The organism is Candidatus Accumulibacter phosphatis (genome assembly GCF_000024165.1).
Classification (GTDB): Bacteria; Pseudomonadota; Gammaproteobacteria; order Burkholderiales; family Rhodocyclaceae; genus Accumulibacter; species Accumulibacter phosphatis.
This window is the reverse complement of sequence record NC_013194.1, coordinates 2,582,291-2,605,497: the sequence shown is the minus strand read 5'-3', so window position 1 is coordinate 2,605,497 and position 23,207 is coordinate 2,582,291. Positions and strand designations below refer to the sequence as shown.

General features: G+C 59.9%; 14 protein-coding genes, 5 tRNA genes and 2 rRNA genes. 6 read left to right on the top strand and 15 right to left on the bottom strand.

All coding sequences use genetic code 11. The features are described 5' to 3' along the window. Positions 1 to 128: 128 nt before the first annotated feature. From CAP2UW1_RS11350 to CAP2UW1_RS11325, 6 genes are all read right to left on the bottom strand, one after another. Positions 129 to 3,015, bottom strand: a 23S ribosomal RNA gene (locus CAP2UW1_RS11350). A gap of 222 nt (positions 3,016 to 3,237) precedes the next feature. Next, positions 3,238 to 3,313 (bottom strand) — tRNA-Ala (locus CAP2UW1_RS11345). A 79-nt stretch (positions 3,314 to 3,392) separates the two neighbouring features. Then, positions 3,393 to 3,469, bottom strand: a tRNA-Ile gene (locus tag CAP2UW1_RS11340). A 62-nt stretch (positions 3,470 to 3,531) separates the two neighbouring features. After that, positions 3,532 to 5,069 (bottom strand): 16S ribosomal RNA (locus CAP2UW1_RS11335). Together the 16S and 23S rRNA genes with 3 tRNA genes alongside form the textbook arrangement of a ribosomal RNA operon. Before the next feature lie 159 nt (positions 5,070 to 5,228). Beyond that, a tRNA-Met gene (locus CAP2UW1_RS11330) sits at positions 5,229 to 5,305 on the bottom strand. Positions 5,306 to 5,677: 372 nt separating this feature from the next. Continuing rightward, positions 5,678 to 6,286, bottom strand: a complete 609-nt coding sequence (locus CAP2UW1_RS11325; RefSeq protein WP_015766760.1) for a DUF4337 domain-containing protein — start codon at positions 6,284 to 6,286, stop codon at positions 5,678 to 5,680. 192 nt (positions 6,287 to 6,478) lie between these two features. On the opposite strand from CAP2UW1_RS11325, the gene CAP2UW1_RS11320 reads away from it, so the two are divergent. Then, positions 6,479 to 7,507: an IS1595 family transposase gene (locus tag CAP2UW1_RS11320; protein WP_015766759.1), complete on the top strand. Its 1,029-nt coding sequence runs from the start codon at positions 6,479 to 6,481 to the stop codon at positions 7,505 to 7,507. Between the two features lie 5 nt (positions 7,508 to 7,512). On the opposite strand, the gene CAP2UW1_RS11315 is transcribed toward CAP2UW1_RS11320, so the two are convergent. After that, entirely contained in the window at positions 7,513 to 7,947 is a 435-nt protein-coding gene (locus CAP2UW1_RS11315; RefSeq protein ID WP_015765733.1) for a hypothetical protein, read from the bottom strand. A gap of 439 nt (positions 7,948 to 8,386) precedes the next feature. Between CAP2UW1_RS11315 and CAP2UW1_RS11310 the strand changes: the two genes are divergently transcribed. From CAP2UW1_RS11310 to groL, 3 genes are all read left to right on the top strand, one after another. Beyond that, entirely contained in the window at positions 8,387 to 9,358 is a 972-nt protein-coding gene (locus CAP2UW1_RS11310) for an IS110 family RNA-guided transposase (RefSeq protein ID WP_015766758.1), read from the top strand. A 458-nt stretch (positions 9,359 to 9,816) separates the two neighbouring features. After that, positions 9,817 to 10,107 carry a co-chaperone GroES gene (groES, locus tag CAP2UW1_RS11305; protein WP_015766757.1) on the top strand — a complete coding sequence of 97 codons (291 nt, stop codon included), beginning with the start codon at positions 9,817 to 9,819 and terminating at the stop codon, positions 10,105 to 10,107. Between the two features lie 72 nt (positions 10,108 to 10,179). Beyond that, on the top strand, positions 10,180 to 11,832 hold the full coding sequence (gene groL / locus CAP2UW1_RS11300; RefSeq protein WP_015766756.1) for a chaperonin GroEL: 1,653 nt from the start codon (positions 10,180 to 10,182) through the stop codon (positions 11,830 to 11,832). Positions 11,833 to 11,925: 93 nt separating this feature from the next. On the opposite strand, the gene CAP2UW1_RS11295 is transcribed toward groL, so the two are convergent. The 8 genes from CAP2UW1_RS11295 to trhA form a co-directional block, all read right to left on the bottom strand. Then, positions 11,926 to 13,833, bottom strand: a complete 1,908-nt coding sequence (locus tag CAP2UW1_RS11295) for a SurA N-terminal domain-containing protein (RefSeq protein WP_015766755.1) — start codon at positions 13,831 to 13,833, stop codon at positions 11,926 to 11,928. A gap of 74 nt (positions 13,834 to 13,907) precedes the next feature. Beyond that, a tRNA-Asp gene (locus CAP2UW1_RS11290) sits at positions 13,908 to 13,984 on the bottom strand. Positions 13,985 to 14,016: 32 nt separating this feature from the next. Next, positions 14,017 to 14,092, bottom strand: a tRNA-Val gene (locus tag CAP2UW1_RS11285). Positions 14,093 to 14,204: 112 nt separating this feature from the next. After that, positions 14,205 to 16,625, bottom strand: a complete 2,421-nt coding sequence (lon, locus tag CAP2UW1_RS11280) for an endopeptidase La (RefSeq protein WP_015766754.1) — start codon at positions 16,623 to 16,625, stop codon at positions 14,205 to 14,207. An 83-nt stretch (positions 16,626 to 16,708) separates the two neighbouring features. After that, a complete protein-coding gene (gene clpX, locus CAP2UW1_RS11275; RefSeq protein WP_015766753.1) occupies positions 16,709 to 17,980 on the bottom strand; it encodes an ATP-dependent Clp protease ATP-binding subunit ClpX in 1,272 nt (423 codons plus the stop codon). A gap of 73 nt (positions 17,981 to 18,053) precedes the next feature. Beyond that, on the bottom strand, positions 18,054 to 18,683 hold the full coding sequence (clpP, locus tag CAP2UW1_RS11270; protein WP_015766752.1) for an ATP-dependent Clp endopeptidase proteolytic subunit ClpP: 630 nt from the start codon (positions 18,681 to 18,683) through the stop codon (positions 18,054 to 18,056). A gap of 31 nt (positions 18,684 to 18,714) precedes the next feature. Then, entirely contained in the window at positions 18,715 to 20,019 is a 1,305-nt protein-coding gene (gene tig, locus CAP2UW1_RS11265) for a trigger factor (RefSeq protein WP_041567823.1), read from the bottom strand. A gap of 459 nt (positions 20,020 to 20,478) precedes the next feature. Beyond that, a complete protein-coding gene (trhA, locus tag CAP2UW1_RS11260) occupies positions 20,479 to 21,096 on the bottom strand; it encodes a PAQR family membrane homeostasis protein TrhA (RefSeq protein ID WP_015766750.1) in 618 nt (205 codons plus the stop codon). A 230-nt stretch (positions 21,097 to 21,326) separates the two neighbouring features. Here trhA and CAP2UW1_RS11255 point away from each other — a divergent pair, with 230 nt between their 5' ends. Continuing rightward, positions 21,327 to 22,538 carry a PQQ-dependent sugar dehydrogenase gene (locus CAP2UW1_RS11255; RefSeq protein ID WP_015766749.1) on the top strand — a complete coding sequence of 404 codons (1,212 nt, stop codon included), beginning with the start codon at positions 21,327 to 21,329 and terminating at the stop codon, positions 22,536 to 22,538. Between the two features lie 189 nt (positions 22,539 to 22,727). Then, complete coding sequence (locus CAP2UW1_RS11250; protein WP_015766748.1) at positions 22,728 to 23,204, top strand: peroxiredoxin; 477 nt, start codon at positions 22,728 to 22,730, stop codon at positions 23,202 to 23,204. Positions 23,205 to 23,207: the final 3 nt, after the last annotated feature.

Sequence of the window (23,207 nt, the reverse complement as noted above, 5' to 3'; positions counted from 1 at the left end):
AAGGGGTTCGCACGCCGCGTTGAAGCGGGGTGCGCAGGAAGAAGGGGAGTTGTGATTGCTTTTCGAACCGGCTTTTTGACGGTTCCTGGGGAACCGATGTCCGGTGCGGAGTTGCTGCTCAAGGTTATAGGATCAAGCCTCACGGGCAATTAGTACTGGTTAGCTTAACGCATTGCTGCGCTTCCACACCCAGCCTATCAACGTGGTGGTCTACCACGACCCTTCAGGGGGATCAAGTCCCCAGGGAAATCTTATCTCAAGGCGAGTTTCACGCTTAGATGCTTTCAGCGTTTATCTCTTCCGAACTTAGCTACCCGGCAATACGACTGGCGTCATAACCGGTACACCAGAGGTTCGTCCACTCCGGTCCTCTCGTACTAGGAGCAGCCCCCTTCAAATTTCCAGCGCCCACGGCAGATAGGGACCAAACTGTCTCACGACGTTTTAAACCCAGCTCACGTACCACTTTAAATGGCGAACAGCCATACCCTTGGGACCAACTGCAGCCCCAGGATGTGATGAGCCGACATCGAGGTGCCAAACACCGCCGTCGATATGAACTCTTGGGCGGTATTAGCCTGTTATCCCCAGAGTACCTTTTATCCGTTGAGCGATGGCCCTTCCATACAGAACCACCGGATCACTATGACCTACTTTCGTACCTGCTCGACGTGTGAGTCTCGCAGTCAAGCACGCTTTTGCCATTGCACTAACAGCACGATGTCCGACCGTACCTAGCGTACCTTCGTACTCCTCCGTTACACTTTAGGAGGAGACCGCCCCAGTCAAACTGCCTACCATGCACGGTCCCAGACCCGGATTCACGGGCCGTGGTTAGAACCTCAAACAAACCAGGGTGGTATTTCAAGGTTGGCTCCACCAGAACTAGCGTCCCGGCTTCACAGCCTCCCACCTATCCTACACAAGTCGGTTCAAAGTCCAATGCAAAGCTACAGTAAAGGTTCATGGGGTCTTTCCGTCTAACCGCGGGGAGATTGCATCTTCACAACCATTTCAACTTCGCTGAGTCTCAGGAGGAGACAGTGTGGCCATCGTTACGCCATTCGTGCAGGTCGGAACTTACCCGACAAGGAATTTCGCTACCTTAGGACCGTTATAGTTACGGCCGCCGTTTACCGGGGCTTCGATCAAGAGCTTGCACCCCATCACTTAACCTTCCGGCACCGGGCAGGCGTCACACCCTATACGTCCACTTTCGTGTTTGCAGAGTGCTGTGTTTTTATTAAACAGTCGCAGCCACCATTTCACTGCAACCCTTTCAGCCTTCACCCGCGAGGGGCTACAACCTATCAGGGCGCACCTTTTCCCGAAGTTACGGTGCAAATTTGCCGAGTTCCTTCTCCTGAGTTCTCTCAAGCGCCTTAGAATTCTCATCCTGCCCACCTGTGTCGGTTTGCGGTACGGTCTCCTTGTAACTGAAGCTTAGAGGCTTTTCTTGGAAGCATGGTATCAATCACTTCGCGGTCAATGACCACTCGTTATCACGCCTCAGAATTGACCTTCCGGATTTGCCTAAAAGGTCTTCCTACACGCTTGAACCGGGACGTCCAACACCCGGCTGACCTAACCTTCTCCGTCCCCCCATCGCATTACAAAGAGGTACAGGAATATTGACCTGTTTCCCATCGACTACGCTTTTCAGCCTCGCCTTAGGGGCCGACTCACCCTGCGCCGATGAACGTTGCGCAGGAAACCTTGGGCTTTCGGCGAGGGAGCTTTTCACTCCCTTTATCGCTACTCATGTCAGCATTCGCACTTCTGATACCTCCAGCATCCTTCACAAGACGCCTTCAACGGCTTACAGAACGCTCTCCTACCATATCCTTACGGATATCCGCGATTTCGGTGCATAGTTTGAGCCCCGTTACATCTTCCGCGCAGGACGACTCGACCAGTGAGCTATTACGCTTTCTTTAAAGGATGGCTGCTTCTAAGCCAACCTCCTGGCTGTCTAAGCCTTCCCACCTCGTTTCCCACTTAACTATGGCTTTGGGACCTTAATCGGCGGTCTGGGTTGTTTCCCTCTTGACACCGGACGTTAGCACCCGATGTCTGTCTCCCAAGCTCGCACTCAACGGTATTCTGAGTTTGCAATGGTTTGGTAAGTCGCGATGACCCCCTAGCCATAACAGTGCTTTACCCCCGTCGGTGATACTTGAGGCACTACCTAAATAGTTTTCGGAGAGAACCAGCTATTTCCAAGTTTGTTTAGCCTTTCACCCCTATCCACAGCTCATCCCCTAATTTTTCAACATTAGTGGGTTCGGACCTCCAGTGCGTGTTACCGCACCTTCATCCTGGCCATGGATAGATCACTTGGTTTCGGGTCTACGTCCAGCAACTAGGCGCCCTTATCAGACTCGGTTTCCCTACGCCTCCCCTATTCGGTTAAGCTCGCTACTGAACGTAAGTCGCTGACCCATTATACAAAAGGTACGCAGTCACCCCTCAAGGAGGCTCCCACTGTTTGTATGCATGCGGTTTCAGGATCTATTTCACTCCCCTCCCGGGGTTCTTTTCGCCTTTCCCTCACGGTACTGGTGCACTATCGGTCGATTACGAGTATTTAGCCTTGGAGGATGGGCCCCCCATGTTCAGACAGGATTTCTCGTGCCCCGCCCTACTTGTCGCAAACTTAGTACTACGATCGGGTTTTCGCGTACGGGGCTTTCACCCACTACGGCGCCACTTTCCAGAGACTTCCGCTAACGCAATCGCTATCACTTGCAGGCTGTTCCCATTTCGCTCGCCACTACTTTGGGAATCTCGGTTGATTTCTTTTCCTCCGGCTACTTAGATGTTTCAGTTCGCCGGGTTCGCTTCCGCACGCCTATGTATTCAGCGTGGGATACTCCTTGCGGAGTGGGTTTCCCCATTCGGATATCTCTGGATCAAAGCTTCATTGCCAGCTCCCCAGAGCTTTTCGCAGGCTTGTACGTCCTTCGTCGCCTGTAATCGCCAAGGCATCCACCACATGCACTTATTCGCTTGATCCTATAACCTTGAGCTCTCTTCCGAGACCCCAAGCTACAGGCAACTCATGTGTGCTCCCCCTTGCGGGGGATCGATGCAATCACAACCGTATTACCAACACCCCCACAGGGGCGCCAGCAATACAACCTTCTTCCAGTTTTTTAAAGAGCACTCACCCGGTAAAGGGTCAGGCCTGCAGGGTAGATCACTACCCCGCAGGCCTGACGGTTCACTCGGCGCGGATGGTGGAGGATGACGGGATCGAACCGACGACCCCCTGCTTGCAAAGCAGGTGCTCTCCCAGCTGAGCTAATCCCCCGCTGACCGGCAACCACACCCCCAGCCGACGCCAGAAATGCTTTACTGCCTGCCTTCGCACGGCCCCTCCGTCGTTTCGCTGGTGGGTCTGGTTGGAATCGAACCAACGACCCTCGCCTTATCAAGACGATGCTCTAACCGACTGAGCTACAGACCCATCCGCTTGTGCAGCCTGTGACAACCGATAGGTTGTGAGTTCTCGATCCGGTTTTTCTCTAGAAAGGAGGTGATCCAGCCGCAGGTTCCCCTACGGCTACCTTGTTACGACTTCACCCCAGTCACGAACCCTGCCGTGGTAATCGCCCTCCTTGCGGTTAGGCTAACTACTTCTGGCAGAACCCGCTCCCATGGTGTGACGGGCGGTGTGTACAAGACCCGGGAACGTATTCACCGCGACATGCTGATCCGCGATTACTAGCGATTCCGACTTCACGCAGTCGAGTTGCAGACTGCGATCCGGACTACGATCGGCTTTCTGAGATTGGCTCCCCCTCGCGGGTTGGCAACCCTCTGGACCGACCATTGTATGACGTGTGAAGCCCTACCCATAAGGGCCATGAGGACTTGACGTCATCCCCACCTTCCTCCGGTTTGTCACCGGCAGTCTCATTAAAGTGCCCAACTGAATGATGGCAATTAATGACAAGGGTTGCGCTCGTTGCGGGACTTAACCCAACATCTCACGACACGAGCTGACGACAGCCATGCAGCACCTGTGTTCAGGCTCTCTTGCGAGCACTCCCAAATCTCTTCGGGATTCCTGACATGTCAAGGGTAGGTAAGGTTTTTCGCGTTGCATCGAATTAATCCACATCATCCACCGCTTGTGCGGGTCCCCGTCAATTCCTTTGAGTTTTAGCCTTGCGGCCGTACTCCCCAGGCGGTCAACTTCACGCGTTAGCTACGGCACTAAAAGGTTTAACCCTCCCAACACCTAGTTGACATCGTTTAGGGCGTGGACTACCAGGGTATCTAATCCTGTTTGCTCCCCACGCTTTCGTGCATGAGCGTCAGTATTGGCCCAGGGGGCTGCCTTCGCCATCGGTGTTCCTCCACATCTCTACGCATTTCACTGCTACACGTGGAATTCCACCCCCCTCTGCCAAACTCCAGCCTGGCAGTCTCAAATGCAGTTCCCAGGTTGAGCCCGGGGATTTCACATCTGACTTACCAAACCGCCTGCGCACGCTTTACGCCCAGTAATTCCGATTAACGCTCGCACCCTACGTATTACCGCGGCTGCTGGCACGTAGTTAGCCGGTGCTTCTTATTCGGGTACCGTCATCTACACAGGGTATTAACCCGTGCAATTTCTTCCCCGCCGAAAGAGCTTTACAACCCGAAGGCCTTCTTCACTCACGCGGCATGGCTGGATCAGGCTTGCGCCCATTGTCCAAAATTCCCCACTGCTGCCTCCCGTAGGAGTCTGGGCCGTGTCTCAGTCCCAGTGTGGCGGATCATCCTCTCAGACCCGCTACGGATCGTCGCCTTGGTAGGCCTTTACCCCACCAACTAGCTAATCCGACATCGGCCGCTCCCAGAGCGCAAGGTCTTGCGATCCCCTGCTTTCCTGCTCACAGAATATGCGGTATTAGCGTAACTTTCGCTACGTTATCCCCCACTCCAGGATACGTTCCGATGCTTTACTCACCCGTCCGCCACTCGCCACCAGGGTTGCCCCCGTGCTGCCGTTCGACTTGCATGTGTAAGGCATGCCGCCAGCGTTTAATCTGAGCCAGGATCAAACTCTTCAGTTCAAATCCTCAAACCCTCGCTCGACGTCCCACCAGCCCAGATTCCTCCAGACCAGCAGGCTTTACTTCCGTGCGAGTTACTCCATCTGCTCGGCAATCCGCTTGCGCAGATCACCCCAGATCAAGAACCCACACCTATCGGTTGTCTAGTTTTTAAAGAGCTGGTTGCGGGGACAGGATTTGAACCTGTGACCTTCGGGTTATGAGCCCGACGAGCTGCCAGACTGCTCCACCCCGCGACTGTTGAGGAGCAAACCTGCTGCCTCCATTCGCCTCAATCGCGCCCCAGCCAACCGTTACTGCGTGGCCAGACGACCCGTGCTGCGAAGAGGAAGCATTCTAGCAGCGCTCCCACGCGGCGTCAACGCCTAATGTGCGCCTCACGCTATCGACCAAGGGCATTCCCGCCGCCTGCCTGCTGAAAAGCAAGCGATCAGAAGCGTGCGCTGCGGCAGTCGGAAGGCGCCTCGCCGTGTCGTCAATCGCCCCGAACACGGGGGGGCCTTTCGCATTGCCAGCCGCGAAGGACGACCCCGGAACACGACACGGCCGCCGCCGGCGAGATCGAGCAAGCGCGCCGTAGGCGGTCGCCACCGACGGCGCCGACTTCTTCAACCGAGCATTCTGGCGACGAAATCGAGATGAAAGCTGCCACCCACGAAGCCCCCCACGCCCGAGGCGACGCCGACGCCAGCAAAAACCAACGCGAACCAAACCAGCCATGCGCGACGGGTCAAAGCCGCGATTCCCAGGAGGGCCATGGCGACCGTTATCCCCGCTTCAGCAATGTCGAACTGATCGTCGTGAAAGTTCAGCTCTTCGTATTCCTGCTCATAGGCTTCCGCCTGCTTCTTGATCTCCGCCTTCTCGCTTTCATAACGTTCGACTCTGCCCCGGTAGACGTCGATCTTCTTGTCAAGCGCGACAATGGCGTCAGGCGGTAGCCCTGTGGCTCGTTCCCGATCGAGGAGGAGTTGATCGAGCATGCTCTCGGCAAGAGTCTGTTTGGTGCTCTTCGCCTGGAAATAGGCCCAGGCGTTCACGCTTCTCGCCTGCGCCTGGGCCATTGCCTGACCGACATTGCCTCCCTTGATGCTGAACAGCGCCATCACGGTCGCGAGAACGGCCACCAGCACGGCAATCACGTTGATCAACCGGTCGGACGCCTGTTCGGCCTTACCGACCACCTTGTATCTTTCGTTTTGTGGTTTGTCGTTCATTGGAGGAGGGTGTGAATTGATGGCTGGAAGGATGTCAAGAGGACCGTGGAATATACGACATTATGGAGCAGCCACCCCACTCGTCCGCCGGGCTTGGCGACGCCGCCGCCCCTGTTCTTTCTGGCGAGCTCATTCTGTGAGCCTATAGCGCCCTACACTGCGGCTCATGCCCCAACCCCATGAGCCCGTGCGATGAGTTTACATTTCCTCCTGAAAGCCAAAGCCCGTACCCTGTCCGTGGTTCAGGTCCTGGCGATGAGTGACGACGACGCGTTTACCCTGTTCCGCGAGGCGCGCTGGGGCGACGGGGAGGAAGTGGTCTGCCCGCACTGCGGCATGGCGCACCGGCACTACTTTCGCCCGGCCCGCAAGATTTGGCGTTGTGCGGGCTGCCAGGAGGATTTCTCGGTCACGTCCGGAACGATTTTCGCCTTCCACAAGCTGCCGCTGCGCCTGTACCTGGCGGCCGTGATCCTGTTCACCAACGCCGTGAAGGGCATTTCCGCGCTGCAGGTGGGTCGCGACCTGGGCGTGTCCCACAAGACTGCCTACGTGCTGTTGCACAAGATCCGGGAGAGCCTGCTGGTGGGCCGGGAGGAATCCGCTCTGCAGGGCGAGATACACGTGGATGGCGCGTATGTCGGCGGGAAGGTCCGGCCGGAGAACAAGAAGGAAGACCGGGTAGACCGGCGCCTGGCAGAGAATCAAGACCCGGACAAGCGCTGCATCCTGGTGATGCGTCAGGCGCACACCGAGGCGGAGGTAGAGGCCGGCAACGCCGGGGCCAAGAAGACGCTGACCTTCATCGTCAAGAATGAGAACCAGGCCGACCTCGGCAAACTGGCGCCAGCCTACATCGCCAAGGGTGCGGTGATCTGTGCCGACGAATCGGACGCCTACGACCGGCTCCCTGCCAAGTACGAGGTTCGCCGGGTGAACCACGGCAAGGAGTACCGCGCCGATGACGGCACGACCAACAACCTGGCGGAATCGTATTTCTCCCGCTTCCGCCGTTTCCACATCGGCCAGATCCACAAGGCGGCTCCGAAGTACCTCGACAACTACGCCAACGAGATGGCCTACCGGGAAGACACCCGGCGCTGGAGCAACGGCGACATCTTCCGGGACATCCTCGGCAAGTGCGCCCGTGCCCTGGTGAGTCGGGATTGGTGCGGGTACTGGCAGGGCAACCACCGACTGGGGGAAAGCCTGGCGGTGTGAAAGCGTCAGGCGACCGCCCAGGTGGCGCCGTGCCCGTCACGGCCGGCAGGGATCAGGGTGCCGCTACGCTCCAGGCGATGCACGACGCCAATGGCGTTCTTCCGCATCTGCTCGATCATGACGGTGGTCGCTTCCAGACCCCGGCGTGCCGTCAGCGCTTCGCCGATCTGGCGGCTGCTCAGCGCTGCGCCTTGAGCCTCGCGGAAGATGTCCAGAACCAGGCGTTGGCATTCCCCCGGGCGGAAGAAACGGTTCCGCATCCGGTGGGCCTTGACCCGGATCGTCCGCAGGTCGATCTCCGGGGAAAACAGCTTGAGGGTGGCGTCAAGGTGGGCCAGATCATCCGCCAGACGATCCATTTCCTTCTGATGATGCTCGATCAGCCCAGCCAGTTCGGCGCGCTTGCTGATCAGGGCCGTAACCACGTGGCTCTCCGCCATGAACAATGCTCCTGTTCGTTGAAAACAAGAGAATTTTCGCCGGGCTGAGCGTCAGCCGCTGGGGGTGGCTGCTCCATAATGCCGGGAATATATGCGAGAGAGGTTTTTTTCTCTCGCGTTTATGCCGCGAAAGCCTCTTGACATCCTGGAGGCCAATGACACTCGAGGGAGTGGTCGGGGAGGGTTTATCATCCCCGGCCGCTGCCTCACGGCGAGTGCGGGGTTTGGGGCGGAGCCCCAAGGTGTGCATCGCCGATTGCTGCATGGATGTTGCGGGAAGGAGTTCGGAAGGCCAGGCATAGCCCGACGCCCCTCTGGGACCTCAAGCCCGTGGGTTAGCACTTGGCATGCCTGGTTGCCCGTTTGTCTGAATACCGAACAGTTGCTGGTTGGCGCGTGTCGCAAGGCCGTGACCTCGTATTTGCAAGGATGGCCTGAGATGAACGCTTCTGAATTGATTTTTGTTGGTATTGACGTTGCCAAAGAGACGCTGGAGGTGGCGGTAGACGACAAATCCAAGACCCGATGTATCGCTAACGCCGGCCGAGAGATCGAGGCCTTGGTCAAGGAGTTCATCCCGCTTTCCGAGCGCATTGGTGTGGTGCTCCTGGAAGCCACGGGAGGCTTCGAACGGCAGGCCGCCGCCGCGCTATGTGCGGCCGGGCTGGCGGTGATGGTGGTCAACCCCAGGCAGGCGCGAGACTTCGCAAAATCCATGGGATACCTGTCCAAGACGGACGCCATTGACGCGCGGGTGCTATCGCACTTTGCACGAACGCTGCACCAGTCAGCGCAGCGGGAGCGGCTGTTGATGAAGCTGCCCGATGCCAACCAGGAGGCGCTGGAAGCCTTGCTCATACGCCACCACCAGTTGGTCGGCATGCGCGTGGCGGAAGGAAACCGCTTGGCCCAAAGCCATCCCTCGCAGCATAAAAGTATCAAGGCGGTACTGAAGATGCTGGACCGCCAGATTGCATCGGTTGATAACGACATGAGCGGCATGCTGAAAGCACATTTTGCCGACAAGCTCGCTTTGCTCAAAGACTTCAAAGGGATTGGGCCCTGCACGCAAGCGAGTTTGATGGGGGCGTTGCCCGAATTGGGACAACTCTCGCATGCGCAAATTGGCAAGCTGGTCGGTGTCGCACCATTGAACGCGGACAGCGGTCGCCACAAGGGCAAACGCATCACCTGGGGTGGTCGAACAGCCGTACGTAGCGCGCTATACATGGCCGCCTTGAGTGCCGTCCGTTACAACCCCGTGATCAAGGCGTTTCATCAGCGCCTGATCGCCAAGGGAAAGCCAAAAAAAGTTGCGCTGGTCGCTTGCATGCACAAGATCCTCACGATCTTAAATGCCATAGTCAAATCGGGTAGCCCTTGGAACCCAGAGCATCACAAATGCGCCTGAGAACGCTTGACGCCGAACACAGTTGCTCTTCAACCGCATCCTTGATGTCAGACATATCCACCCCCTAACCACGATTGCAGGAACAGTCCCGAAACGACACCGGCTGGCAGCACCTGGCCCCGGTGCGCTGTCGCCGCCTTGGCCGCGCCGACGAGGCAGCGCGCGGCCGCTCCGGCAAGCGACGTGAATACTACCCCACTCCGCCACGCGCTCGCACGGCTCAGGGCGGCTACGGACTCGTACGCTGGCTGCTGTGGTAAGAATCACCCCGTACGACCAACCGGCATCACGGCAATTCCAGAATCGGCTAGGGCAGGGCTTGAATTCTTTGATCCTCGACGCTATTATTAGCACTCGTTAGCCTTGAGTGCTAACAGACCCAGAGCAGTCTAGCGACCCATGGCTGTTGGACCTGTGGATCACAGTTCTTTTTTGCTCTTAACCCAAGGAGAAGCTACATGAAAATTCGCCCGTTGCATGATCGCGTGATTGTCAAACGCCTCGAAGAAGAGCGCAAAACCGCATCAGGTATCGTCATCCCCGACACCGCCGCGGAAAAACCTGACCAAGGCGAGATTCGCGCGGTCGGGAATGGCAAGATACTCGAAGATGGCAGCGTCCGCGCGCTCGCCGTAAAGGTCGGCGACCGCGTCCTCTTTGGCAAGTACGCTGGTCAGACCGTGAAGGTTGACGGGGATGAGTTGCTGGTCATGCGCGAGGAAGACATCATGGGCGTCATCGAGGCCTAGGCGCCCCGTCATCCCCGCCATCCGTTTTCTGTTTTACGACTAAATCACTAAAGAAATCTAGGAGTTATCTCTATGGCAGCTAAAGACGTCAAGTTCGGCGACACCGCACGCGCTCGCATGGTCGAAGGCGTAAATATCCTTGCCGATGCGGTCAAGATCACCCTCGGCCCGAAGGGTCGCAACGTTGTGCTCGAGCGCTCGTACGGCGCTCCGACCGTCACCAAGGATGGTGTCTCCGTAGCCAAGGAAATCGAGCTGAAGGACAAGTTCGCCAACATGGGCGCCCAGATGCTCAAGGAGGTCGCCTCGAAGACCTCCGACATCGCCGGTGACGGGACGACCACCGCAACCGTGCTGGCCCAGTCCATCGTCCGCGAGGGCATGAAGTACGTTGCCGCCGGCATGAATCCGATGGATCTGAAGCGTGGGATCGACAAAGCGGTGATCGCTACCGTCGAGGAGTTGAAGAAACTCTCGAAGCCGTGTTCGACCAGCAAGGAGATCGCCCAGGTCGGTTCGATCTCGGCCAACGCCGACGCCGACATCGGCGACATCATCGCCAAGGCGATGGACAAGGTGGGCAAGGAAGGCGTCATCACCGTCGAGGACGGCAAGTCCCTGAACAACGAACTCGACGTGGTCGAGGGAATGCAGTTTGATCGCGGCTACCTGAGCCCGTACTTCATCAACAACAACGAGAAACAGAATGCGATCCTGGAGAGCCCGTATATCCTGATCTTCGACAAGAAGATCTCGAACATCCGCGACCTCCTGCCGATCCTCGAGCAGGTCGCCAAGTCCAGCCGTCCGCTGTTGATCGTCGCCGAGGATGTCGACGGCGAGGCTCTCGCGACCCTGGTGGTGAACAACATCCGCGGGATTCTGAAGACCTGTGCCGTCAAGGCCCCGGGTTTCGGCGATCGCCGGAAAGCAATGCTCGAGGACATCGCCATCCTGACCGGAGGCCAGGTTATCGCCGAAGAAGTCGGCCTGACGCTCGAGAAAGCCACCCTCGCCGACCTCGGCCAGGCGAAGCGTATCGAAATCGGCAAAGAGAACACTACGATTATCGACGGCGCTGGCGTTACCGCTAGTATTGAAGCCCGCGTCAAGCAGATCCGGGCGCAGATCGAGACGGCGACCAGCGACTACGACAAGGAAAAGCTGCAGGAGCGGGTCGCCAAGCTGGCTGGTGGCGTTGCCCTGATTAAAGTTGGCGCAGCCACCGAAGTCGAAATGAAAGAGAAGAAGGCGCGCGTCGAAGACGCGCTGCATGCGACCCGCGCAGCCGTTGAGGAAGGAATCGTTCCCGGCGGTGGCGTCGCGCTGCTGCGTGCCCGCGTGGGCCTGGCAACCTTGAAGGGCGACAACGCCGACCAGGAGGCCGGCATCAAGATCGTGCTGCGGGCCATGGAGCAACCGCTGCGCGAAATCGTTGCCAATGCCGGCGACGAGCCCTCCGTCGTCGTCAACGCCGTGCTGCAAGGCACCGGCAACTTCGGTTACAACGCCGCGACCAGCGAGTACGGCGACTTGGTGGAAATGGGCGTACTTGATCCGACCAAGGTCACGCGCACCGCACTGCAGAACGCTGCGTCGATCGCCGGCCTGATGCTCACCACCGATTGCATGGTCGCCGAACTGGCTGAAGAAAAACCAGCTATGGGCGGTGGCGGCATGGGCGGCATGGGCGGCATGGGTGGCATGGGCGGCATGGACATGTAAGCTCTGCAATCCCGGCCGCTCTGCCGGGCACACAAAACCCCGCTACGGCGGGGTTTTTTTTGTTGTGCTGCCAGTCGAGGGGAACGCAGACTCCTAACGTTCCTTGCTCTCGAGCGCCGACTTGTTGATATCGATTTTGTAACGGAGCCGCAAACCCGCAAGATAGGCAGCGAAGTCCTCTTGAGCGAGGATCGTTTCCTGCTCCCGTTGGAGTGCTGCACGCCTCTTGTCGTCGACCTTCTCAGGGTGGCTTACGCGCATGATCTTGTACAGCACGTAGTTGCCACCGCCCACTTCAGCGCCGGCGTACGCAGGCAGCTTGCCAACATTCGCCTTGAAGATCGCTTTCAGCGCTACCGCCGGCAACTGCCGAGACTCGATCCGGGAAACCTCCCTTGCCGGGCCCCAGGCGACCTTGCTCTCAGCGCCTTGCTGCAACTGGCCGAGTTGCGCCTCACCAGCCTTGCGCGCCAATGCCGCCGCCTCCTGAGTCTTCAGGCTAGCCTCGATCTCCGTCTTGACGGTATCGAACGGTCTGACGGTCGCCGGTCGATGCTCGATGACACGTGCCGCCAGAAGCGTGTTCGGCGCGATCTCCACCGCTTCCGTGTTGCGCCTGTTCTTCAGCGAGTCCTCGGAAAACAGTGCGGCGAGAACCTTCGGGCTATTCAGCTGGCCGAGCGCCGGCAGAGCCTCTACAGGCGGGTTGCGCGGCAGCCAGCCAGACTGCTGGATTGTCACCTTGAAGCGATCGGCTGCCGGCTGCAGGCTGTCCGGCTGCTCATAAACCAGATTGCTGAAAGCCTCGGCCGCTTCTGCGAACTGCCGCGATGCTGCCTGGCGCTTGAGTTCCGCTTCGATCTCCGGACGCACGTCGACCAACGCACGCTGCGTGCCAACCTTGATGCCCGTCACCTTGATGATGTGGTAGCCGAATTCCGACTGTACCAGCCCGGACACCTCATTCTCCTGGGCCTTGAAGACGGTATCTTCAAACGCCTTGACCATCATGCCGCGGCCAAAGAAACCAAGATCGCCCCCTTTCTCCGCCGAGCCAGGATCCTGGGAGTGCTGCTTGGCCAATTCGGCAAATCTGCCCGGCGACTTCTGGATCTCCTTCAGCACCTCTTCCGCTTTCGCCCTCGCCTTCTCTCTATCCACGTCCGCGTTGGCCAGGATCAGAATGTGGCTAGCACGCCTTTCCTCGGGTTGCTGGTAGCGATCCTTGTGGCTTTCATACCAACCCGTCACTTCCGCATCGCTGACCTTGGCTTTCTCAAGCAGACCATCGAGAGACAGCACGACGAACTCGGCCTTTGCCTGCTCGGCAATTTCAAAGCGGTTCGCATTGTCGTCATAGAACTTCCGCACGGCGGCCGGATCGACTTGCACCCGCTCGAGAAACTGATCGGGAGAAAATCGCAACTCCGCAACCTGTCGCTCCTCGGATTGTATGCGCAGCATCGCGTCGGCCGTGGTCGTGCTGGCGATGCCCGTATCACCAATCGCCGCCACCAACTGCTGGAGCGTGAGATCCTGACGAACCTGTGCCTCGAACTGCGACTGCGACATGCCCTGCGCGGCCAGCACCGCCCGGTAGCGAGCCAGCGAGAACTGTCCGTTCTCCTGCAAGGCCGGGATCTTGCCGATCACTTCACGCAATAGATCGTCGCCTACGGCGAGTCGATCTTTCGCCGCCTCGATCAACAAAAGGCGCTGATCCACCAAGGAGTTGAGGACCGCCAGTTTGGCTTCCGGGGTATTCATCGACTCGGGCCGGAAATTGGCACCGAGCACTTGCCGCATGCGATCCTGCTGAACCCGCCAGGCCTGATCGAACTGCGGCCGCGTGATCTTGGAATCGCCGACACTCGCCAGATCGGTTCCCGCCCCACTGTTGCGCACGTACGAGTCAACGCCCCAGAAGGCAAAGGGTAAGGTAATCAGGGCAAGAAATACCTGGACAACTCTCTTGTTGTTGCGAACGGCATCAAAGAACATGGTGGTAGCCCGCTGACTCACTGTAACAGTGAAGCTGAAACAAAAAAGGCGAACTTGCGTTCGCCTTGCGGCAGTGGCGGAGTGGACGGGACTCGAACCCGCGACCCCCGGCGTGACAGGCCGGTATTCTAACCAACTGAACTACCACTCCCAAACGCGTTTCGGAACGCTGGTCACCGGTTCTGGTGGGTGCTGACGGGCTCGAACCGCCGACATCCAGCTTGTAAGGCTAGCGCTCTACCAACTGAGCTAAGCACCCGAGCGTGACCAAAGCACGAGAGACGCGAGTCTAGCGCATCCCTTGCCACTTGGCCAGAGTCAGCGACCGGCAGGTCCTGTCCGCCTGGTCTCCGGCCACCTCATGTGCTCACTCAATGAGTGATCACCGCCTGCCCGCCAACGCCTTCCGCGACGCCGGCAGCCGCCGGAGGCGGGGCAATCGCCTCGACCGACAGCGGCTCCGGCTTGCGTTCGAGCGCTAACTCGAGCACCTGATCAATCCAGCGCACCGGAATGATCTCCAGCTTGTTCTTGATGTTATCGGGAATCTCGGCCAGATCCCGAACATTCTCCTCCGGGATCAGCACCCTCGCCAGACCACCACGAACGGCCGCCAGGAGCTTTTCCTTGAGCCCGCCAATCGGCAACACCTCGCCTCGCAGGGTGATTTCCCCGGTCATCGCGACATCGCAGCAGACCGGTATGCCGGTCAGCACCGAAACCAGTGCCGTGCAAATACCGACACCGGCCGACGGTCCGTCCTTGGGAATCGCGCCCTCCGGAAGATGGATGTGGATATCGCTCTTCTGGTAGAACTCATGATCGATCCCCAGTGACTGGGCACGCTTCCGCACTACCGAAAGCGCCGCCTGGACCGACTCCTGCATCACTTCGCCGAGCTTGCCCGTGGTCGTCGTCTTGCCCTTGCCCGGCAACACCACCGCCTCGATGGTCAACAACTCGCCGCCAACTTCGGTCCACGCCAGACCCGTCACCTGCCCCACCTGATTCTCGCGCTCGGCAACGCCGAAATTGTAGCGCCTCACACCGAGAAACTTGTCGAGGTTGCGCGCACTGACCGCCACTTTGGTCTGGCTCTTCCTCAACAGCAGCGTTTTCACCACCTTGCGGCAAATCTTGGAGATGTCGCGTTCGAGCGACCGTACGCCTGCTTCACGCGTGTAGTAGCGAACAATGTCGCGCAGCGCGCTCTCCGCCACCGTCAGTTCAGTGGTCCTCAGCCCATTGTTCTTCATCTGCTTTGGCAGCAGGTAGCGCTGGGCGATATTGACCTTCTCGTCTTCCGTATAGCCCGACAGGCGAATCACTTCCATGCGATCAAGAAGCGGCGCCGGAATATTCAGCGTGTTCGCCGTGGCGACGAACATGATTTCCGAAAGGTCGTATTCAACCTCGACGTAGTGATCGACGAAGGTCGAATTCTGCTCGGGATCGAGCACTTCAAGCAGCGCCGAACTCGGGTCGCCGCGGAAATCCTGTCCCATCTTGTCGACTTCATCGAGCAGGAAAAGCGGGTTCTTGACGCCAATCTTGCTCATGTTCTGCAGGATCTTGCCGGGCATCGAGCCGATGTAGGTCCGCCGATGGCCGCGAATTTCGGCCTCGTCGCGCACGCCGCCCAAACTCATGCGCACGAACTTGCGACCGGTGGCGCGCGCTATCGACTGGCCGAGCGAAGTCTTGCCGACGCCGGGAGGACCGACCAGGCAAAGAATCGGCGCCTTGAGACGGTCGACACGTTGCTGCACGGCGAGGTACTCGATGATCCGTTCCTTGACCTTCTCCAGACCCCAGTGATCCGCATCCAGGATCTTCCCGGCCGCTGCCAGGTCCTTGCTGGTTCGCGTACGTTTGCGCCACGGCAGGCCGCTCAGCGTTTCAATGAAATTACGCACCACGGTTGCTTCGGCGGACATCGGAGACATCAGCCGAAGCTTCCTGAGTTCGGCCTGCACCTTGGCGAGCCCCTCCTTGCTCATGCCGGCCGCCTTGACCTTCTTCTCGAGTTCGTCAAGGTCGGCGCCGTCCTCACCTTCGCCGAGTTCCTTCTGGATGGCCTTGACCTGCTCGTTCAGGTAGTACTCGCGCTGACTCTTTTCCATCTGCCGCTTGACACGGCCGCGGATGCGCTTCTCCACCTGCAGGATATCGATCTCGGCTTCGAGCTGAGTGAGCAAGCGTTCGATGCGCGCCCGGATATCGAACATCTCGAGGATTTCCTGCTTTTGATCGAGCTTCAGCGGCAGGTGGGCGGCGATCGTGTCGGCCAGACGTCCCGCCTCCTCGATGCCCGCGATCGACGTCAGGATCTCCGGTGGAATCTTCTTGTTGAGCTTCACGTACTGATCGAACTGGGCGATGACCGCGCGCCGCAAGGCTTCGACCTCATGATTGACACCGTCTTCAGCCGCAACCGGCCGCGCGCGCGCGAAAAACATCTCATCGCGTGCGTCGATCGCTTCGAGACGCGCGCGCTGCGCACCTTCGACCAGCACCTTCACCGTGCCATCGGGCAGCTTCAACATCTGCAGGATATTGGCCACACAGCCCACCCCGTACAGATCGTCCGCCTCGGGGTCGTCCTTGACGGCGGACTTTTGGGCGACAAGGAGAATGCTCTTGCCCGCCTCCATTGCCACCTCGAGAGCCTTGATCGACTTCGGCCGTCCGACAAACAATGGAATCACCATATGCGGAAAGACAACGACGTCGCGTAGTGGCAGCAGCGGCAGTTCGACTGGCTCGCTAGCCAGCTTGGGGGTTGCAGACATTGATTGTGCCCTTCAGGTAAGAGTCCATGCCCGCAAATGGTGGCATGAACCAGTATTTCAAGCCGCGAGGCGCGGCTAGCACATCAGTTGCCGCCAGAAACTTTTGGCTGACCAGCGTAGATGAGAAGCGGTTGCGCGTCGCCGATGATGACGTTCTCGTCGATTATCACTTCTGAGACATTCTCCATTCCGGGGAGTTCGTACATGGTGTCGAGCAACACCGACTCGAGGATCGACCGCAGGCCGCGTGCGCCGGTCTTCCGCTCCAGCGCCTTGCGGGCAATTGCCAGCATCGCCGCCTGGCGTATCTCCAGCGCCACGCCTTCCATGCCGAACAACTTCTGGTACTGTTTGACCAGTGCATTCTTCGGCTCGATGAGGATCTGCACCAACGCCGCGGCGGAGAGTTCCTCGAGGGTGGCAATCACCGGCAGCCGACCGATCAACTCGGGGATCAGGCCGAACTTGATCAGGTCTTCCGGTTCGACGCCACGCAGCACTTCACCGATCGCCTTGCTGTTGTCCTTGCTCTTGACCTCGGCGCCAAAACCGATACCACCGCGATCGGAACGGTTGCGAATGACTTTTTCCAGGCCGTCGAACGCCCCGCCACAAATGAACAGGATGTTGGTGGTGTCCACCTGGACGAAGTCCTGGTTGGGATGCTTGCGCCCGCCCTGCGGTGGCACGGAAGCGACGGTGCCCTCGATGATCTTCAGCAGCGCCTGCTGCACACCCTCGCCCGAAACGTCGCGCGTAATCGATGGATTGTCGGACTTGCGGGAGATCTTGTCGATCTCATCAATATAGACGATCCCGCGCTGCGCCTTCTCGGTGTCGTAATCCGCTTTCTGCAGCAGTTTCTGGATGATGTTCTCGACGTCTTCGCCGACGTAACCGGCCTCGGTCAGCGTCGTCGCATCGGCCATCACGAAGGGAACGTCGAGCATGCGCGCCAGCGTCTGCGCCAGCAAGGTCTTGCCCGAACCGGTCGGACCAATGAGCAGAATGTTGCTCTTGGCAAGTTCGATGTCGTCACCCGCGCGACCGTGATGACGCAGCCGCTTGTAGTGATTGTAGACCGCCACCGACAGAATCCGCTTGGCCTGATCCTGACCGATCACATATTGGTCGAGAAGCGCGGAGATTTCCTTCGGAGTCGGCAGGTCGCCCTTGGCGCCTTTGGCGCCCTGGTCACCGGCAATCTCGTCGCGAACGATATCGTTGCACAGCTCGATGCACTCGTCGCAGATGAACACCGAAGGCCCGGCGATGAGCTTCTTCACCTCATGCTGGCTCTTGCCACAGAACGAGCAGTAGAGCAGTTTCTCGCTGCCACTCTTCTTTTCCGTCATGTCGACCTACCTTCTTCTCAAGCCGTGGGGAGACTGCCTGGAAACGGGATCAAATCGGGCACCAACTCAGGGATCAAATCGCCTCCCGATTGGCCAGCACCTTGTCGATCAGTCCGTATTCTGCCGCTTCCTGGGCCGAAAGGAAATTGTCACGATCCGTATCGCGCTCGATACGTTCGATCTCCTGCCCGGTGTGGAGAGCCATCAGCTCGTTGAGTTTGGCGCGCAGGGAGAGGATTTCCTTGGCGTGAATGGCGATGTCCGAAGCCTGGCCCTGAAACCCGCCCATCGGCTGGTGGATCATCACCCGCGAGTTGGGCAACGCGAAGCGCTTGCCACGCGTGCCGGCAGCCAACAGAAACGCCCCCATCGAGCAGGCCTGTCCCATGCACAGGGTGGATACATCCGGCTTGATGAACTGCATCGTGTCATAGACCGAGAGCCCGGCCGACACCGAGCCGCCCGGCGAGTTGATATAGAAATGTATGTCCTTGTCCGGGTTCTCTGCTTCCAGAAAAAGGAGTTGCGCGACGACCAGATTGGCCGTGACATCATTGACCGGGCCCACCAGAAAAACCACTCGCTCCTTGAGCAGTCGCGAGTAGATATCGTAGGCCCGTTCGCCACGACCGCTCTGCTCGATAACCATCGGGACCAAGCCCAGTGCCTGTGGATTCCAGTTGCTTGCGTGCTCGATGTGCATTTCGCGTCCTCGTTTCGACAATCTTGCCTGCTCAGGGGTTCTGCCCCATCAACTCACCAAAAGCGACGGGCTTTTCAACCCCCTGCACCTGCGTCAGGACCCAGTCCACCACGTTGGCCTCGACCGCCGCGCCTTCGAACTCGGCGAGGCGCTCCGGCTGTGCATAGTACCAGCGCACGACCTCTTCGGGATGCTCGTAACTTTGCGCCGCGTCGACGACCATCGCCCGCACCTGTTGCGGCTTCGCCTCCAGGCCGTGCACCCTGACGACTTCCGCCATAATCAGACCCAGACTGACTCGACGCCGTGCCTGATCGGCAAACCACTCGGGTTGCATCGGCAGATCCTTGACCTTCATGCCGCGCTGTTCCATGTCCTGGCGAGCCACCTGCATCAAGCGCTCGACCTCCCTGTCGACCAGCGCGGAGGGCACGTCAATCGGATTGGCCTGCAGCAGCGAGTCCATCACCTGTCCAGTCACCTTTGCCTGCAAGCGCCGCTTCACCTCACGCTTCAGATTGGCCTCGATCTCGGCACGCATCTTCACGATATCGCCGTCCTCGACACCCAGCCCCTTGGCGAAGTCGGCATCTGCCTCCGGCAGGATCGGCGCGCCGACCTCCTTGACCGTGATATCGAAGGTGACCGACTGTCCGGCCAGATCCTTGGCAAAGTACTCTGCCGGGAAGGTCATCTCGAAGGACTTGGACTCCCCTGCCGAGGTGCCAATGACCGCGTTCTCGAAGTCGGAAAGCATCTTGCCCTCGCCGAGCACAAAGCGGTAGTCCGTCCCCTGGCCGCCCGGGAACGGCTCACCGGCCTTCTTTCCGAGAAAGTCGATGGTCACGCGATCGGCTGTTGCCGCAGCCCGATCCACGGGTTCATAACGCACGCGCTGCTTGCGCAGGATTTCGATCGTGCCGTCGATCTCCGCGGGACCCACCTCGAGCAGCGGGCGCTCGATCGTCACGCCGGTCAGATCATTCAATGCGATCTCTGGATAGACCTCGAAGACCGCCGAGAATTCGATGTGCGTCGTGCTGCCGGTGTTCCTGCTCTCGATCCTCGGCCCGCCCGCAACCCGCAACTGCTGCGCCGTGATGGCTTCGCTGAACAAACGCCCAAGTGCGTCGCCGAGCGCCTCGTGGCGAGCCTGTTCGCCATGCTGCTGGCGGACGATGCCGGCCGGCACCTTGCCTGGCCGGAAGCCCGCCATCTTCATGTTCTTGCCAAGGCGCTTCAGGCGCTGGTCGACTTCCTTGTCGAGTTCCGCGAGGTCAACCGACAGATCAAGACGACGCTCAAGAGCGTTCGTCGCGGGTGCGTCAGAATCCATCGCTGGTGCGTCAGAATTAACGGCGTTAGTTTCCATTAAGAATCCTTGTGATACGAGCAAAAAGGTGACCGGACCCCGGCTTCGTCAAGAGAGCCCGCACTGCCGAGCAAGCAAGCTGCACCGGCAGCCAGTTCGAAGGCACGCGAACATCGTTCCTCGCGGGCCGGGCAGACGCCCGAACCGGAGGAGCCGCAAAGCAAGCGGTCTCGGCAGAACTTGCGAGCCTCAAAGGCCCACCCAGGCGCTGCCATTACCACCCGCCGAGACTCCGCGCCCGCATCGTGCTTGCGCCTCGACGCGAACGAAAAGGGCACAATTCTACAGCAATCTTGCCAGCGTCGGAACCCGTGCGGCGCGAGGCCGGCGCGAAGCGGCGAGCCGGCGGCGTCCCGGTCTCGAGGCGTCTGCAGGCACCGGTTGCAGCGCGCTTGCCCGGGCGAGCGCCGGCGAAGCCACCGATCACAGGACGTAACAGAGGATTGCCACATAATGCGCCGCACTACCCGCCATCACGAACAGGTGCCAGACACCGTGCGCGTGCGTCAATCGCGTGTCCAGCGCGTAGAAGACGATGCCGCTGGTGTAGAACACGCCGCCTGCCGCCAGCCACAAGAAGCCGGCGGTCCCCAGCGTCTGCAACAGCGGTACGAGCGCGACCACGACCACCCACCCCATCAGCAGGTAGATGACCAGGGAGAGGATCCTGGCCTTGCCCATCGGCCACATTTCCTGTAGACCACCGATTACGGCCAGTGCCCAGACCACTCCGAAAAGCGACCATCCCCAGGGGCCACGCAGGGTGACCAGACAGAACGGTGTGTAACTACCGGCAATGAGCAGGTAGATTCCCTGGTGATCCAGAGCGCGCAGGATGTCCTTGGCACGCCCGCGAAAGCTGTGGTAGAGCGCCGAAAAACTGTACAGAAGAACCAGCGTCAAGCCGTAGATGGAGACGCTGACCACCTTCCACGGATCACCGTCGAGCGTTGCCCGTACGACAAGGACGATCGCCCCGGCAACCGCCAGCACGGCGCCGACCAGATGAGTCCAAGCGTTGAGTTTTTCCCCATAATACATGTCTGTGAGCGGTATCGAGTGCGTTGACGGCCCAGCTCGACCAGGAAGCCGTGCCCAGGAAACACCGGCAATGGCTGGCCGAGCGCGCCGACCATTGTGACACGGAATCGGCGACGGTCGCTCAGTGACCGATCGACACCGGCGAGCTAACGCCGCCGCCAGCGCAAGCAGCGCGGCGTGCGTCCGCCAGCCGCCACCGGTTGCCACTCACCCTTCTTCCGGACATCGCGATGCCCCCATCCAGCCAGTCAGAGCACACACCAGACACCCACCCCGGGCAGTGCGACAGCGCCAAGCCCACCATCCCGCATGCCTGGCGAGCGAGTGGCGTGTGGAGAATCGTCCGCCTGTTGACCGTGGCGCTTGCCCTTCTGCCCTGGTCAACCCAGGCCGCACGCTTGCCCCTCGAACGTATCAGTTTGCCGTCAGGCTTCGCGATCGAGGTCTGGGCGCAGGTAGACAACGCCAGGCAAATGGCGCTCGGGGCGCACGATGCCAAGGGAGGCACGCTTTTCGTCGGGTCGATGCGCGCCGGCAAGGTGCATGCGGTGAGCTTCGACGCCAGCTTCAAAGCCCAGCGGGTCACCGTCATTGCCAGCGGTCTGCAACTGCCCGTCGGCGTGGCCTACCGGGCGGGCAGTCTCTACGTCTCGGCGGTGAGCCGCATCCTGCGTTACGACGATATCGAGCGACGCCTGGAGCATCCGCCGACACCAGCGGTCGTCACCGACCGGCTGCCCGGCGAGACCCACCACGGGTGGAAATTCATGGCCTTTGGCCCGGACGGCAAACTCTACGTACCGGTGGGCGCGCCGTGCAACATCTGCGAACCCGACCCCCAGCGCTACGCCAATATCATGCGCATGGCGCCCGACGGCAGCCGTATCGAAACCTTTGCCAGCGGCGTGCGCAACAGCGTCGGCTTCGACTGGCATCCGCAGACCGGCGAACTCTGGTTCACCGACAACGGTCGCGACATGCTCGGCGACGACCTGCCCGCCGACGAGCTCAACCATGCACCACGCGGCGGCATGCACTTCGGCTATCCCTACTGCCACGGCGGCGACCTGCCCGATCCGGAGTTCGGCGCCAGACGCAACTGCCGGGAGTTTGCCGCGCCGGCGCAGCAACTGGGAGCGCATGTCGCCGCCCTGGGAATGCGCTTCTACACCGGCAGGATGTTCCCGCCAGAGTACCGCAACCAGATCTTCATCGCCGAACACGGTTCGTGGAACCGCTCGCGCAAGATCGGCTACCGGGTTGCGCTGGTGCGTCTGCAGGGCAACCGGGCCGTTGCGTACGAGACCTTTGCCAGTGGCTGGCTGCAGGGCGAGACCGCTTGGGGGCGCCCGGCCGACGTGCTGGTGCTGCCGGACGGATCGCTCCTGGTCGCCGACGATCACGCGGGCGCCATCTATCGCATTCTCTACCGGGGCGACTGACCCGGCGACTGGCGTTTCCCGTACGCACCGGAAAAGCGGCAAGGCCTCGACGGCTCACGCGGACGCTCGAACGCACCCGGCCTCGGCCCGGCGTACCGAGTCGTTCAGAATCAGGGGGCTGGATCAAGCGGCTTGACCGCTGGGCCCCTTTCTTACAACAATCCGGCTCTCCAACCCGGAAAGACGCTCATGATCGACCAGACCGTAGACGACTTCAGCCTGCCCGCGACAGGTGGCCAGACCTTCACGCTCTCGTCCTGCCGGGGCAGCACCGTCGTCCTCTATTTCTACCCCAAGGACAGCACGCCCGGATGCACTACCGAGGCGCAGGAATTCCGCGACCTGCATGCCGAGTTCGTCAAGACCGGGGCCATCGTGGTCGGCATCTCGCGTGACAGCATCAAGTCGCACGACAACTTCAAGGCGCGGCAGAACCTGCCTTTCGATCTCCTCTCCGACAGCGCGGAAGAGCTCTGCACGCGCTTCGCCGTGATCAAGCTGAAGTCCATGTACGGCAAGCAGGTGCGTGGCATCGAACGCAGCACCTTCGTCATCGACGGCAAGGGCGTCTTGCGGCACGAATGGCGGGGCGTCAAGGTCGCTGGCCACGCGCAAACGGTCCTCGACTGCGTCATGCAGCTTCGCGCTGCCTCCACTGTGGTCTGACCG